General features: G+C 47.0%; 9 protein-coding genes. 7 read left to right on the top strand and 2 right to left on the bottom strand.

The features are described from left to right. The first annotated feature begins 62 nt into the window (after positions 1-62). On the top strand, positions 63-1,187 hold the full coding sequence (locus QUB33_RS02350) for a tetratricopeptide repeat protein (RefSeq protein ID WP_333346712.1): 1,125 nt from the start codon (positions 63-65) through the stop codon (positions 1,185-1,187). 291 nt (positions 1,188-1,478) lie between these two features. Here the strand turns inward: QUB33_RS02350 and QUB33_RS02345 are convergent, their stop codons facing one another. Together QUB33_RS02345 and QUB33_RS02340 are read right to left on the bottom strand one after the other, a co-directional pair. Then, positions 1,479-2,519 carry a glucokinase gene (locus tag QUB33_RS02345; RefSeq protein WP_333346709.1) on the bottom strand — a complete coding sequence of 347 codons (1,041 nt, stop codon included), beginning with the start codon at positions 2,517-2,519 and terminating at the stop codon, positions 1,479-1,481. A 35-nt stretch (positions 2,520-2,554) separates the two neighbouring features. After that, positions 2,555-4,615: an amylo-alpha-1,6-glucosidase gene (locus tag QUB33_RS02340; RefSeq protein WP_333346705.1), complete on the bottom strand. Its 2,061-nt coding sequence runs from the start codon at positions 4,613-4,615 to the stop codon at positions 2,555-2,557. A 316-nt stretch (positions 4,616-4,931) separates the two neighbouring features. On the opposite strand from QUB33_RS02340, the gene treZ reads away from it, so the two are divergent. The 6 genes from treZ (at position 4,932) to QUB33_RS02310 (ending at position 16,360) form a co-directional block, all read left to right on the top strand. Then, a complete protein-coding gene (gene treZ, locus QUB33_RS02335; protein WP_333346703.1) occupies positions 4,932-6,761 on the top strand; it encodes a malto-oligosyltrehalose trehalohydrolase in 1,830 nt (609 codons plus the stop codon). Between the two features lie 220 nt (positions 6,762-6,981). Beyond that, positions 6,982-9,777 (top strand): malto-oligosyltrehalose synthase, encoded by a 2,796-nt coding sequence (gene treY, locus QUB33_RS02330; protein WP_333346700.1) that lies wholly within the window; start codon positions 6,982-6,984, stop codon positions 9,775-9,777. A 544-nt stretch (positions 9,778-10,321) separates the two neighbouring features. Continuing rightward, positions 10,322-12,235: a molecular chaperone DnaK gene (dnaK, locus tag QUB33_RS02325; RefSeq protein ID WP_333346697.1), complete on the top strand. Its 1,914-nt coding sequence runs from the start codon at positions 10,322-10,324 to the stop codon at positions 12,233-12,235. Between the two features lie 228 nt (positions 12,236-12,463). Beyond that, the gene (locus QUB33_RS02320) at positions 12,464-12,976 is read left to right on the top strand and encodes a DUF4112 domain-containing protein (RefSeq protein WP_333346694.1); all 513 of its coding nucleotides are present in this window, start codon (positions 12,464-12,466) and stop codon (positions 12,974-12,976) included. A gap of 717 nt (positions 12,977-13,693) precedes the next feature. Further along, positions 13,694-14,290 carry a PadR family transcriptional regulator gene (locus QUB33_RS02315; protein ID WP_333346690.1) on the top strand — a complete coding sequence of 199 codons (597 nt, stop codon included), beginning with the start codon at positions 13,694-13,696 and terminating at the stop codon, positions 14,288-14,290. 282 nt (positions 14,291-14,572) lie between these two features. Then, positions 14,573-16,360, top strand: a complete 1,788-nt coding sequence (locus tag QUB33_RS02310) for an efflux RND transporter periplasmic adaptor subunit (RefSeq protein ID WP_333346688.1) — start codon at positions 14,573-14,575, stop codon at positions 16,358-16,360. Positions 16,361-16,443 lie beyond the last annotated feature (83 nt).

Genomic DNA, 16,443 nt, shown 5'->3' with positions numbered 1-16,443 from the left:
TTTGGCTGGCATATATTTATAACTACTGAACACTTATTTGTTATTTACATTATACAATCTAGGTGCGTATCAGCTTAGCACTTTCAGTGCCTAAACTAAATACAGCTGCACTTGACGCAGCCACTATCTATTTGTATCGCGGCAATGCTTACAATAAGAAAGGGGAATACGATCGCGCCATTGCCGATTACAATCAAGCCCTTCAACTCAATCCTAAATTAGCAGCATTCTTCTATCATCGCGGCAGTGCTTACGGCCATAAAGGGGAATACGATCGCGCCATTGCCGATTTTAATCAAGCCCTAAAACTCAATCCTAAATTAGCAGCATTCAACAATCGCGGCATTGCTTACGGCAATAAAGGGGAATACGATCGCGCCATTGCCGATTTCACTCAAGCCCTAAAACTCAATTCTAAATATGCAGAATCATTCTACAATCGCGGCATTGCTTACAACGATAAAAAGGAATACGATCGCGCCATTGCCGATTTCACTCAAGCCTTAAAACTCAATTCTAAATATGCAGAATCATTCTACAATCGCGGCAATGCTTACGGCAATAAAGGGGAATACGATCGCGCCATTGCCGATTTCACTCAAGCTCTAAAACTCAATCCTAAATATGCAGAAGCATTCCACAGTCGCGGCAATGCTTACAACGATAAAAAGGAATACGATCGCGCCATTTTCGATTACAATTACGCCCTTATACTCAATCCTAAATATGCAGAAGTATTCCACAATCGCGGCATTGCTTACGGCAAGAAAGGGGAACACAATCGCGCCATTGCCAATTTCACTCAAGCCCTAAAACTCAATCCTAAATATGCAGAATCATTCTACAATCGCGGCAATGCTTACGGCAATAAAGGGGAATACAATCGCGCCCTTGCCGATTTCACTCAAGCCCTTATACTCAATCCTAAATATGCAGAAGCATTCAACAATCGCGGCATGGCTTACGGCAAGAAAGGGCAACACGATCGCGCCCTTGCCGATTTCAATCAAGCCCTAAAACTCAATCCTAAAGATGCAAAAGCCTTCTACAATCGCGGCATTGCTTATGAACTCAAAGACGACAAAGTAAAAGCAATTGAAAGCTATCGCCAAGCTTTAGCCGTCGCTCAAGATCCGCAGGTGAAGGAGTTAGCCCAGCGGAAGCTGAAAGAACTGGAAGGGAAGTAATTTTAAATCTTAGATGAGAACTAGAAAGGATCTTCTATTTTACTTGGTCTACTTAATCCCAGCTATGATATAATTAGTCATCCGATTTTGTAGATGAGTCTGAGGATGAGACGTTAATTTTATAATCGGTTGAGTTTCAGATTAGTTTAAGGGATATTTACGATCGCATAAAATTTGAGATTCTTGAATGAGGATAATCTAAGAAATCAGGATACGGCAATGCCGTTTCCCTACAATGAATCGGGGTAGGGACACGGCAATACCGTGTCCTCTATCATTCCGGTGTCTTAGCTAAAGACCGGCCGCACAAACTGCGGCTCCAATTAACCCTACATTATCATTTAAAACCAATCTCACCGGCATCATTTCTAACAGCGAATCCATCCGGCCTTTGTGGGTAAAAGCTCGCATAAAACCCCCTTCTTGAATCAGCGGCAAAATTTTAGGAGCGATGCCGCCAGCTATGTACAAACCACCGTAAGGTAAAAGTGTCACAGCCATATTTCCTGCGACAGCGCCGTAAGCTTCTACAAACATTTGCATTGTTTGTTCGGAAAGCCGATCGCACTTTTTGAGTGCCGCCTGTGCAATTGTCGCCCCCGGATCGACAGTCTTCTCCGTTTTCCCGACTTCTGACTCCCATTGTTTGATAATTTCTCCTACCTCCGCTGATTCCGGGGCAAATTTTCTGTCCCGCAAAAACTGGTAAATTGCCACAATTCCCTGTCCCGAAACGACTCGCTCGATCGATATTCTGGGAATGTCGTGTTTTGCCAACAAATAATTCAGCAATTCAAACTCTAACTCCGATCGCGGCGCAAAGTCACCGTGTCCCCCTTCCGAAGAAAAAACCCTCACCCCATTTACGTCGGGAATTGCAAAACAATTTCCCAAACCAGTACCCGCACCAATCACAGCAATTGGAGCGTCTTGTCGGTGTTTTCCAACTTGCAAAGTATGCAAATCTGTAGCATCCAAACCGCACACGCCGTAGCCAACAGCGACAAAATCATTAATTAAACTAACGTGTGATATTCCTAATTCCTGTTCCAGACGTTTCGCATCCAAGCGCCAAGGCAAATTAGTGAGTTTTGCGCTGTTGTTAACCACCGGGCCTGCGATCGCAAAACAAGCTTTTTCAGGCAATGGCGCAAAATCCAATTTCATAGCAGCTTCCGTCAAAAACTGCTGCACCATCGGTACTAAATCGGGAAACTCCCCGCTCGGATAGCGAAACTCATAAAGAGCGTTCATTTCACCGTTAACAGTCCTTTCCACTAAGCGCAAAATTGTCTTAGTTCCGCCAATATCGCCCGCTAATAATAATGCCATAAATCTCTTTTTCCACCAAAGATAACATTCCCCATTTAAACACCCACAGTATTAATTGCCAACCAAGCCCGCAGCACCTCAGCCACAGTCCAAGCTTGAGCCGTGCAGCCTCGCGGCGAGTGGGGGGCGTCGCCCTCAAAAATTTCGCCCAGACTGCCAACTCCGCCGCCCCTTATATGATGTGCCATCGGTTGGAGGAATTCGCGAGCTTGTGCTGGGTCTTTGTATACGTGCAAGTGCGCCAAGACAAACGGGCCAATCAGCCAGCCCCAAACTGTGCCCTGGTGGTAGGCGCTGTCGCGCTGCAATTGGTCGCCTCCGTATGCGCCGCGATACTGCGGGTGCTGCGGGGAGAGGCTGCGGAGGCCGACAGAAGTGAGAAGTTGCTGAGCGCAGGCGTCCACCACGCCGCGCTGCTGGATGGGCGTCAGTAACGGTGTATAGCGGGTTTCCTGGCGCATCCCCGCTGACAAGAAGTTGGCGGAGTGAGGAGGAATCGAGTCTAGGGGCAGGGATACGGCGAATATTTGGTTGGGCCGCAGGGAGCTATCGTGTCCGTCTGGGCCGTCGAGAACGTCGTAACAGTAACCAGTTGAGGCGTTCCAGAAGCGAGGGAATCCGGCGACTGTTCGATCGCCCAATTGCTGGTATTCATTGTGAGGCTTGCCCAGTTTTCGAGCAAAACTTGCCATAGCTTGTATAGCATTGTACCAAAGGGCGCTGAGTTCGATCGGCTTACCAATCCGAGGCGTCACCACCCAATCGCCGATTTTCGCATCCATCCAAGTCAGTTGCACGCCGGTTTGGCCCGCGTAGACTAAACCGTCATCGGGATCGACGCGGATGTTATACCGAGTACCCTGCAAGTGCCAGTCAACAATCTCACATAACACCGGCCAGAGTTCGGTCAAAAGTTCGTCGTCGCCCGTGGCATCGATATAAGCGCGAATTGCCTCAAAGTACCACAGAGTGGCGTCTGCGGTGTTGTATTCCGGTTCGCCGCCCGCATCCGGGAAGCGGTTCGGCAGCATCCCCCGATCGACATACCGCGCAAATGTCCGCAAAATCGATCGCGCAATTTCCCATCGCCCGGTACAGATTGTGAGGCCGGGTAGGGCGATCGTCGTGTCGCGCCCCCAGTCGCTGAACCAGGGATATCCGGCGATGATCGTTTTGCCTTCGAGTTCCTCCGGTAGCGGGCGGCTGACGATAAATTGGTCGGCGGCGAGCACTAAGGTATTGATCCAGTCGGGAGATTCGCTGACTTTTGACCAGTTTTGCAGCAGTTGTTGGTCATAAGTGCGACGCACTTCTAAAGCTGTACCGCCGTTGAGTTCGGTATTTTTCTCCGTGCTGGCTATCAATGTGAGAGAACTTCCCGGTGCGATCGTCATGTGAAAAGTCGCCGCGTGCAAGTGATCCTCGCAGCAGTCCAATCCGCGCCGCTTTTCTGCTGCTAGGTCAAATCCGTAATGCCAATTGTATAAAGGCGTAGAAACTCGAAATTGGGCCTCTGGTTCGGCATCCGTCAGCAGGTACAGGGGTACAGACTTGGGAAATGCAGTCACGCAAACCCCGCGTTCTAAGGTCTGTAGGCTCATCTGCCAGTCGCCGACGCTCGTTGTGTGGTGGTAGTCGCGATAGTTGACTAGGGCTTTGACAGCGAGGGCGATGGGTTGTGATGCGCGGTGCAAGCGGTATTGAATATATGTTGTGTTAGCACCTTGCTGCATCCAAATCCGCTTTTCCAGGATAGCGTCGGCGAGAGCAAACCTCCAAACAGGCGTCGTGCCTTCTAGGTGAAAGCTTTCGATGTATTTGTAGCCGTGGGGTTCCATCGTCGCGTCGGCCCAGCGGTTTGTATAAAGCGGATAGGCGCGATCGTGATACACAGCCGTCTCGTCCAGCTTGGCGAGCATCAAAGTGCGTCCCAGCGGGGGTTTGAGGGCGGCTACCAGCAAGCCGTGATAGCGGCGGGTGAGGAGATTTGCGATCGTCCCGCTAGCGTAACCGCCGATCCCGTTTGTGACCAACCACTCCCGAGACTCCGCCGAGTCGAGATTGCAGCAGATTTCCCGTCCAAAAGCCATAACCATAAATTCCACACTCGCGCTGATTTTTGACCTACCTTTAGGTAGATTTTCGACATGATATCAACCAGAAATATTAACGCTTCTAGGCCGTTAATTTGGCGATCGCCCCCGTGCCGATTCCTGCTCTAATTTAGACATAACCAACCGCTAATTTTGCCCAATACACAATTTTAGCCTTTGATTCCTCTGTCTAAAGTTAGTTGTTTGTGATATTAAGTAATATTACCGTCTAAACAGGCGCTGAACGTTAAGGGCAAGCATTTGATAGCGCGTCGGGCGATCGAACTACCAACCTATTTTATAAGGAGAACAACTCAAAGTGAAGATAGGAGCCAATTACCTCGGCAACAACCAATGTAAATTTACCGTTTGGGCGCCCACAATCAAACAAATAGCAGTCCAAATTGTTTCCCCAAAAAAACGCCTGATACCCATGCAACAATCCGCAGAAGGTTATTGGGAAACGACAGCTACAGACATCGAACCAGGAACCCTTTACACCTACCAAATCGAAGGAAAAACTGACCGACCAGACCCAGCCTCAAAATATCAACCCCAAGGCGTACACGCTCCGTCGCAAGTAATAGATGAAAATATTTTTACTTGGACTGACACAAATTGGCAAGGCGTGCCGCTAGCCGAAATGATTATTTACGAACTGCACGTCGGCACATTCACCCAGGCCGGAACATTTGAAGCAATAATTCCCCAGCTAAAACAACTTAAAGAATTGGGAATCAACGCCATCGAGATAATGCCAGTAGCCCAATTTCCCGGCGATCGAAACTGGGGATATGACGGCGTATATCCCTACGCCGTTCAAAACTCCTACGGCGGTACCGAAGGCTTCAAAACACTCGTCAACGCCTGCCACGAACACGGTATTTCAGTAATTCTCGATGTAGTTTACAACCACCTCGGCCCCGAAGGAAATTATCTCAGGGACTTCGGCCCCTACTTTACATCAAAATACGGCTCGATTTGGGGAGATCCCCTCAACTTCGACGACGCCTACAGCGACGGCGTGCGTAACTACTTTATTGCAAACGCTCTATACTGGTTTCGAGACTATCACATCGATGCCCTGAGATTAGATGCAATTCAAGCAATATTTGAAGTAGGTGCAAGACCTTTTTTACAAGAACTATCCGATGCCACAGCCGATATTTCCCAAGAGCTAGGACGGCAACTTTACTTAATAGCCGAAAGTGACTTAAATGATGTCCGCACTATACGTCCCAAAGAACTCGGTGGCTTCGGATTAGACGCCCAATGGTGCGATGACTTCCACCACGCACTGCACGCCTTGCTCACCGGAGAAGACGACCGATACTACCAAGATTTCGGCAAGTGCGAACACTTAGAAAAAGCCTTCAAAGAAAGCTTTGTTTACTCCGGCCAGTACGCCCCCCACAGAAAGCGGAGACACGGCAATTCTGTTAAGGATGAACCGGGTCATAAATTTCTGGTGTTTGCCCAAACCCACGACCAAATCGGCAACCGCATTTTGGGAGACAGACTATCCAAAATAGTTGACTTGGAAGGATTGAAACTTGCAGCCGGCACAGTCTTAATTTCTCCCTACATTCCCTTCTTTTTTATGGGAGAAGAGTATGGAGAAGAAGCACCGTTTTTTTACTTCATTTCCCACTCTGACGAAAACTTAATTGAAGCTGTCCGCAAAGACAAACAACAAGAATTTAAAATCTTTGAAGGCCGAGGCGAGTTTAATGACCCCCAGAGTCCTGAGACTTTCAATAAGTGTAAGTTAAACTGGGAAAAACAAACCGAAGGCAAACACAAAATCCTTTGGGAATGGCACCAACATTTGATTCAACTGCGGCGGACAATACCAGCCCTTAAAAAACTCGACAAAAACAGTCTAGAAGTGTCCAGCATTGAAGCAGAAAAAATCTTATTTCTACGTCGCTGGACAGATGACAGCCAGATATTCTGCATTCTAAACTTCAACAGGCAAGAGGTAGCTTTTACGGCTGCACTTCCCCAAGGCAACTGGAACAAAATTTTAGACTCTGCTGATGAAAAATGGATGGGTTCAGGTTCTAGCTTGCCTGAAAAGATAAATTCAGAGCAAGAATTGACTGTTAAACCCCAAAGTTTCGCACTTTACGAAATAATACAGAAATAGTAGGTTGGGCGGAGCGAAGCGTAGGGTTCGCTGCCGCTCAACCCAACAACTGATTTTAGATTGGCGATTTGAGATTTTAGATGGGAGCAAAAATCTCACTTAAATCTCAAATTGATGGGCTTGGGCGGAGTGAAACGGAGGGTTCGTTCTCCACTCAACCTACTATTTCTAATTTTAAACAACAAACCCAACCAACTAATTAATTAGGAGTAAAATTAAGATGAGAATTCCCACAACCACTTATCGGCTTCAATTTCATGCAGGTTTTAACTTTGAAGCCGCAAAACAAATCCTTAGCTATCTGGAAGATTTAGGAATTACCGACGTTTACGCTTCACCGATATTTAAAGCCAGAAAAGGCAGCTCTCACGGATACGATGTCGTTGACTCAAATCAGATCAATCCCGAATTGGGAACATCAGAAAATTTTGAAGCCCTCACATACGAAATCAAGAAACGGAACATGGGATGGCTGCAAGATATTGTCCCAAACCACATGGCTTACGACACTCAAAACTTGCTGCTGTTAGACGTATTGGAACACGGGCCGGATTCCGACTATTTCGATTACTTCGATATTGAATGGAATCACGCTTACGAACATCTCAGAGGTCGAGTGCTGGCTCCGCTGCTGGGCAATTTTTATGGAGAGTGTCTGGAAAATGGCGAGATTCAACTCAAATACAGCGAAAATGGGCTGAGCATCAATTATTATAGCTTACAATTGCCAGTAAGAATTGAATCTTATGCTAAATTTATCAGCCATAATTTGGGACATTTAGCCAGGGAATTAGGCAGACGCCATCCAGATTTTATCAAGTTTTTGGGAATTCTTTATTTGATTAAAAATACACCTTCAGAAACTAAAGGTAAAACCCGATACGATCAGATAGCTTTTGTCAAAGGACTGCTCTGGGAACTCTACAATCAAAATCCTCTGGTACAGGAATTCATCGATGAAAATATCAAAGTTTTTAACGGAGAAAAGGGAAACTCCGAAAGTTTTAATTTGCTAGACGATTTGCTTTCCGAGCAGTTTTACCGTCTGGCTTTCTGGAAAGTAGGGGCAGAAGAAATTAACTACCGAAGGTTTTTTACAGTCAACGAACTTATTTCGGTAAAAGTTGAAGAGATTAAAGTTTTTCACAAAAACCATGCTCTGATATTCGACCTGGTTGATGAGGGAAAGTTTACCGGATTGAGAATCGACCACATCGACGGACTTTACGACCCCACAGAATATTTGAAAAGGCTCCGGGAGAAAACCGAAGACACTTACATTACTGTTGAAAAGATTCTGGAGCACGAAGAAGATTTGCCCTCATATTGGCCGATTGAGGGAACGAGTGGCTACGACTTTTTGAATTACGTAAACGGCGTTTTTTGTCGGTGCGATCGCGAACAGCAATTTAGCGAAATATATCATAGATTTACTCGCTTGACCGTTCCCTACGAACAGTTGTTTTTAGATAAAAAAGGGCTGATTGTTGAGAAAAACTTGGCGGGAGATGTAGACAATCTAGCTCAACTTTTGAAGAATATCTCCGGTCAATCGAGACAGGGGAATGACTTTACTCGTCCCGGTTTGGAAAAAGCATTGGCGGCTGTTTTGACGATTTTTCCAGTCTACCGGACTTACATCAATCAAGATGGTTTGAGAGAGTCCGATCGCACTTACGTAAAATATGCGATCGCTCACGCGAAAGAACAAGTACCGCGACTTCTCAAAGAACTTAAATTTATCGAAACGGTGCTGTTGCTGGAAGAAGAAGAAACCCTAACAACCGAACAAAAAGAGCAGCGCCGGCACTTTGTAATGAAACTCCAGCAGTTGACAGGGCCTTTGATGGCCAAAGGCGTTGAAGACACGCTTTTATACGTCTACTATCGGCTTTTATCGCTCAACGAAGTGGGAGGAAACCCCAGTCAGTTCGGCGTGTCGCTGGTAGATTTTCACGAGTTCAACAAAAAGCAGCAAGTCGCTTGGCCGCACAAAATGAATGCTACAGCTACCCACGATACCAAACGCGGCGAAGATGTGCGAGCTCGAATTAACGTTTTGTCCGAAATTCCCGATGAATGGGAACAGCAAGTCAAGTCTTGGAGAGAGGTAAACTCTTCTAAGAAAGTCAACTTTGTGAATCGAATGGTTCCCAATACTAACGACGAATACTTCTTGTACCAAACTCTGATCGGCAGTTTTCCATTTGAGGGAATTGAAAATACTGATTATGTCGATCGCCTCAAAGATTATGCCATTAAAGCTGTCCGCGAAGCCAAAGTTTTTACGGCTTGGCTGAGACCGGATAATGACTACGAAGCTGGTTTTATGACCTTTATCGATAGCGTTCTCGAATCTTCGGAACAAAATCAGTTTCTCAACAAATTTATACCTTTCTGCAAAAAAGTAGCTAATTACGGAATTTTCAATTCTTTATCTCAAACGCTGCTGAAAATCGCTGCCCCGGGCGTTCCCGACATTTATCAAGGGACGGAATTCTGGGATTTAAGCCACGTCGATCCGGATAACCGCCGTCCCGTTGATTTTGACCGCAGAATCGAGGTTTTGCGGGAAATTAAAGAGCAAGCTCAGACGGATATTTTGCAACTGGTTGAAGATTTGATTGCGACGCGAGAAGACGCGAGAATTAAGTTATTTTTGACGGCAAGAGCGCTAGAAGCAAGAAAAAAATACTTGCAAGTTTTTCAATCAGGCGATTATCTGCCCCTGCAAGCAGTTGGCACGTTTAAAGATAATGTTGTTGCCTTTGCCAGAAGCTTTGAAGAGACTACAGTTATTGTCATTGCTCCCCGGTTTTTCACGGGAATTGTCAAACCGGAAGAATTGCCGATCGGCAAACAAGTCTGGAAAGATACTAATTTGAAATTATCCGAGCAAATGCCGTCGGTTTGGAAAGATGCAATTACAAATCAGGCGGTAGAAAGTAACGGTACCTTGGCAATTGGTGAAGCTCTGAGTTACTTTCCGGTAGCTCTGCTGATCGGTGAAAAATAGCAATTAAAAGCTGGAAAATTCAAGAATTTTCCGAGATTCCCATGAGGGGGACTTGAGGCTCTCCCTCAATCATATATTCCTTCCCAGGCACAGCCTGGAAGTAAACTGATAGGGACAGGGCATTGCCGTGTCCCTTTTCAGAATTGATATTAAACCTGATTTGAAGCCAAAAAACCGATCGCCCCTACCAACCAAACAAAATTTATACAACAAAGACGGCAAATACAACACAACGTATACGGTTTGCCACAATACCCGAATGGATCGCACACCGTACATTGGGAAGAGTAAAGAAAAGCAAAGCAGTCAACAACTGTAGCGGTGCAAACCTCACGGATGCAACCGTCCCCCAACAGGTTCGGTAAATACCCCTTCATCGCAAGGTCTACCGCCCGCAGTATAGAGATCAGCACCCTATCGAAGACTGTATTAAAGCAGGACTCACTACCCGTAAACCGCGAGGTAAAATCGCAGTCCTGAATAACCAGACTATCGCACAGATAAAACACCAAAATTTTGTAGAGATTGGAGCCGGAACACCCCTATGGGAAAAGTAGTTGGAATTGACTTAGGTACGACAAACTCCTGCGTCGCAGTTATGGAAGGCGGCAAACCCACCGTCATAGCCAACGCCGAAGGGGGTCGCACCACACCTTCTGTAGTAGCATACGCTAAAAATGGCGATCAACTTGTCGGACAAATCGCCAAGCGTCAAGCCGTGATGAACGCCGAAAACACCTTTTACTCAGTAAAACGGTTTATCGGGCGTCGGGTTGATGAAGTAGCCCATGAAACCACTGAAGTTTCCTACAAAGTCCTCAAAGTTGGCAACAGCCTTAAACTAGACTGTCCCGCCCGCGGCAAGCAATTTGCACCAGAAGAAATTTCTGCACAAGTTCTCCGCAAACTCGTAGAAGACGCCAGCAAATACCTCGGCGAAACTGTCACCCAAGCGGTAATTACTGTTCCCGCTTACTTCAACGACTCCCAGCGCCAAGCTACGAAAGACGCGGGAAAAATTGCCGGTATAGAAGTGCTGCGGATTATTAACGAACCTACAGCAGCAGCTTTAGCTTACGGGTTAGATAAAAAGAGCAACGAAACCATCCTCGTATTTGACTTAGGTGGCGGTACTTTCGACGTATCTATTCTCGAAGTAGGCGACGGCGTATTTGAAGTGCTAGCAACTTCTGGAGACACTCACCTCGGCGGTGACGACTTCGACAAAAAAATTGTTGATTTCATCGCTAATGAATTCCAAAGGGCCGAAGGCATTGACCTCCGCAAAGACAAACAAGCACTGCAACGCCTGACGGAAGCAGCAGAAAAAGCCAAGATTGAGCTTTCTAGCGTTACGCAAGCAGAAATCAACCTGCCGTTTATTACCGCGACTCAAGACGGGCCAAAACACTTGGACACGACTTTGACGCGCGGCAAGTTTGAAGAACTGTGCTCGGATTTGATCGATCGCTCTCGCATCCCCGTAGAAAATGCGATCCGCGACGCCAAATTAGACAAATCTGCAATTAATGAAGTCGTCTTAGTTGGTGGTTCTACACGCATTCCTGCGGTGCAAGAACTGGTCAAAAAAATCCTCGGCAAAGAACCCAACCAAACGGTAAACCCGGATGAAGTGGTCGCAGTCGGGGCAGCAATTCAAGCCGGCGTACTCTCCGGTGAAGTCAAAGACATCTTGTTGCTCGACGTTACCCCGCTATCTCTCGGCGTCGAAACCTTGGGCGGCGTGATGACCAAAATCATTCCCCGCAACACCACTATTCCTACCAAGAAGTCGGAAACTTTCTCGACTGCTGTAGACGGCCAAACAAACGTGGAAATTCACGTTTTGCAAGGCGAACGGGAAATGGCCAATGATAACAAGGATTTGGGAACCTTCCGCTTAGATGGAGTTCCACCAGCCCCCCGTGGCGTACCTCAAATTGAAGTTACTTTCGATATCGATGCTAACGGTATTTTGAATGTAGCTGCTAAGGATAAAGGTACTGGCAAGGAGCAATCGATTAGCATTACTGGTGCTTCTACTTTGCCCAGCAATGAAGTCGAGCGCATGGTGAAGGAAGCCGAATCGAATGCTTCTGCTGACAAGGAACGTCGCGAAAGGATCGATCGCAAAAACCAAGGCGATTCTTTAGCCTATCAAATTGAGAAGCAGTTGGCAGAATTGGGTGATAAAGTTCCCGCTGCTGACAAGACTAAGGTTGAAGGCTTGATCAAAGACTTGCGCGATGCGATCGCTACTGAAGATGACGATCGGATCAAAACCTTGACAACAGAGTTGCAGCAAGCATTCTACGCTGTCAGCAGCAACCTGTACCAGCAAGCAGGCGGCCCAACTGACGGCCCTGGTGGCCCTGGTGGCCCTGGTGGCTATGGAGACGGCGGCCCCACTGGCGGCGGCGACGACGTAATTGACGCCGACTTCACTGAAGGCAAATAGACAAGTCGTGCGATCGGGCTTTCCCGGTTAAACTGAAAACACGCACCTAAAACAAGAAACCCGGTTTTGCAGAGAAACCGGGTTTCTCTGTATTTGTGTATTGTGGAAGCAGCATTCGTCGATCGACTAAAATTACTAAAAATCTTGCTTGAGGCCTAGTGACAAAACTAAAATATGCTTCAATAAATATCATAAACTAGCAATAATATCGCAATCGAGAGTAATTAAATGTCACGTTCTCCTATACAAAATTCTTCCCCAAATCCTCCCAACAAATCCCAGATTGCATCCTTGCGGCGTCTCCGCCAAATCAGCCATTTACTTGACAATGCAATTCCCATTCCCGGCACTCGTTACCGCATCGGACTCGATCCGATATTGGGACTTATTCCGGGCGGTGGCGATTTAATCAGTTCACTTTTTGCAGGTTACGTAGTCTTCAAAGCCGCGCAACTCGGAGCACCGCGAGAAACTCTAGTACAAATGGCTGCTAACATCGTATTTGATACAGTTGCCGGTACTGTACCCGTTGCCGGAGACTTGTTAGATGTTACTTGGAAAGCTAATGTCAAAAATATAGAATTGCTGGACGCTCATTTAGGTTCCCCTGAACCTGGGAAAAAAGCCGACTGGTTATTTGTGGCGGCTTTGCTGTTGGGTTTGGTGTTAATTGTCGGAGGCGTGATTTTCTTGAGCGTCATGCTTTTCGCGTGGGTATTTCGAGCACTGACAGGGCAGTGATTTTTGGTTTTAGAATAAATATAAATCAGTCTAGCTGTATCAGGTTAACATCATTAAATCTGGGATAAGTTGTACTTAAAAAAGTATGTTTGAGGATGATTACTTGCAGGTAACAACCTCTGGATTTCAGTAGCCGTAGGGTGCGTCACCATTCTTTAATCCCTCAAGAAAGATCGACAATCTCACATATCCACACCTTACAAACAGGGCTCGTGGAGACAAACCCAACACTTCTTTTGTAGCAAGACTTGAGAGTAATGATATGAGTATCAGCTCCGAAAAAACAGGTAGGCGCTGCGATCAATCCTCAAGAAATACTAAAATGTGTAATGGTTTGAAAATTCAACCAATCCATGCCAAGAAAAGTTCTGGTGTTCTTACTAAGAAGAGATATCTTGCAGAAATCAGACTTATTGAGCAGAGTCTATTGAAGCACTTCGGAGACATCAAAGACCAGGCAGCATCTCACTTGTATCAAAAGTGAGATGCTGCCGTTGCTCTAACCGAAATTGAGGGGAATCAGCACTCTTGTTAGATATCAAGTGGCTTCTATAATATAAAGCGATCGCCCTCTCTTGATCTTCAAATCATATATCTTAAGGGTATTGACAAATTACATTAAATGTGAATTTAAATTTTAGAAGCTAGCTATCTACCCGATCGCGCTTGAGTCAGATATAGTTATATAATCCAGACTATAATATCAATTTGATATAAATGCTTGAATTATCAGCCCTTGGGCTGCTACAGTTGCAACCCCTGCACGGCTATCGGCTAAAGCAACAACTGGAGCTGTTTATGAGCAGTTGCATCAGCGTCAACTACGGAGCGATTTACCCGCTGCTGAAGCGCTTGGAAGAACGAGGGGAGATTTCGGTAATAGCCGAAGAAGCCGGAGATGCCGGCTGTCCGCGCAAAATCTACGGAATTACCGCCCAAGGGCGCGAACTCTGGCGGCAAAAAATGCTCGAACACCCTCAAGAAAGCTGGGTTAACAGTGGTTCCCGGTTCCAAATCAAGTTTTTCTTTTTTGGCGACTTAGAACCCGCAGAACGGATGAAATTGTTGGAACACCGCTTGCGAGCCTGTTACACCCGGCAAGACTACATCGAAAGCCTCAAGAGCGAATATCCACTAACCGACGACTATCAATTCGCCTCTCGCGCTCGCTGCAAGTCAGTGCTGGCGTCAGAGATAGAGTGGTTAACCGAGCAACTAGCCAAGGAAAGAAACGCGCTCGCCGGAGTGCGTGACTCCCCAACCTTCGCGGAATCCGCCGACTCTAAGGGAAAATCCTTCCAACTCAGCCACTAAGGTGACTCATAAGAAGGATGTGTAATCTTCCCTGCGATCGTAACTTTTGAGAGATAACAAGAAGCTTTCCTAAAAAGAATCACTCCCTGGCTTGGCTAACTGCGATCAGACTAAAGCCCTGCACATACCCCAACCCCAATAAAAAGGGACTTTCCAGATTCCATCCTGTTTAAAAAGGCTTTCCAAATTCTCCCCCATCTTTGAGGGGGACGCCAGAGAATCAAAGATTCCGCCCAAGTCTCAGTAAGTCAGAAGTTAAAAAAAATCTAAGTGGTGCTGCCCATGAGTTATTCTAAATCCCCAGAATCAGTCGTTGAAGCCCAAGAACACAAATCTCCCACACCGGAACTGCACCCAACCGATGCAGACAGCGATCGACCGGATGATTTTCCGCCTATTGCTGATCGCCCCGAATTGGTTGCTAAACCACGATCGCGCTGGCGCCTAATTGCCGCGATCGCGATCGCCACAGGCGCAGCAGGTTTCGGCTGGTACTCGTGGCAATCGGGTCAGAATCGCCCACCGCAACAGGCAGCAGCAGCCCAACCCCCAGCCATACCAGTCAAGCTCGCCGCCGTAAAAACCAGTTCAGTCCAAGATGCTTCCGAATTTGTTAGCAGCTTAGAAGCCAAGCGTTCGGTACAAATCAAACCCGAAGTTGAAGGGCTAGTCACCGAGATTTTTGTCAAATCCGGGGACTTCATAAACCAAGGACAGCCCATCGCCCGCATGAAAAGCGACAGCGCCCAAGCTGACTTGAGGCAATCTCAAGCCAACCTGATCCGCGCTCAATCCCGCTTAGCCGAATTGCAAGCTGGAACCAGGCCCGAAGAAATCGCCCAAGCTCAAGCCCAAGTCGCCCAAGCCCAAGCCAACCTCGCTCAACTGCGATCGGGCAGTCGGCCAGAAGAAATTGGCCAAGCCCAAGCCCGCGTTAGCCAAGCTGAAGCCGACCTCGCCGATGCCCAAACAGGTAGCCTCTTAGAAGACATCGCCCAAGCAAGAGCGCAAATAGAAGCAAGCACAGCCGAAGCAAAGTTAGCCAGCCAGCAGCTTGCCAGATATCAGGCATTGGCAAAAGAAGGCGCAGAATCCGCGAACACTCTTGAGCAATACACCCAAAAAGAAGGCAGCGCCAAAGCCAACCTCCGAGAAGCTCAAAGGCGGTTCGAGCAGCGACAAAAGAACAGACAAGCCGAGATCGAGCGACGGACAGCAGCTTTGCAACAGCAGCGGCAAGCTTTGCGGCAATTGCAAAATGGTTCGCGCCCAGAGGAAATAGCCAAAGCCGAAGCAGAAGTCGCACAAGCCAAGAGCAGATTAGCGCAGTTAGCCAACGGTACGCGCCAAGAACAGCTCGATCAAGCTGAAGCGCAAGTTGCCGAGGCCGCCGCTCAAGTGCGCGGCTTTGAAGTACAACTACAAGAAACTGCGGTCATCGCGCCCTTCGCAGGAGTCATCGGCGACATACCAGTGAAAGTAGGTGATTACTTGCAAAAAGGTGATGCCATTGCCACCCTGACTGAGAACCAATTGCTAGACTTGCGGTTATCAATTCCTTTGGAACGGCAGCCTCAATTACGCTTAGGGCTACCAGTACAAATGCTCGACGCTCAAGGTAAGGCGATCGCCCAAGGTCAAATCAGTTTTATCTCCCCCAACGTCAGCGCCAATTCCCAAACAATTTTAGCTAAAGCCACCTTTCCCAACCCCAGTGGCGAACTACTTAATCTCCAGTTTGTAAAAGCTAAAGTCATCTGGAAACAGAACCCCGGAATTTTAGTTCCAGTAACAGCAGTCACTCGCTTAGGTGGAGAAACTTTTGTCTTCACAGCTCAAAAGCCACAACAGCCACAACCTGGATCGCCGCCTTTAATAGCACGGCAAAAGTCCGTGAAATTGGGAGCAATTGAGGGGAATAATTATCAAGTTATCGGAGGTTTGCAAGCAGGCGAAGAAATTGTTACCGCCGGCATCCTTAACCTCACAGACGGTGTTCCGATTATGGCTCAACAACCAGAGGTACCAGAAGGGAAAAAACCCCAATTACCAGTGGGTACCAAAAATTAATATCTGAATCAGGATGAACAAGATTTTCAAGATTTACAGGATTAAATTGAGGGTGACTAAAATTAATCCTGTTCATCCTTAAA

Source organism: Microcoleus sp. B3-A4 (genome assembly GCF_036705385.1).
Taxonomy (GTDB): Bacteria; Cyanobacteriota; Cyanobacteriia; order Cyanobacteriales; family Microcoleaceae; genus Microcoleus.
Note: the sequence above shows the minus strand (reverse complement) of the source record. Positions and strands in the feature narration are given on the sequence as shown.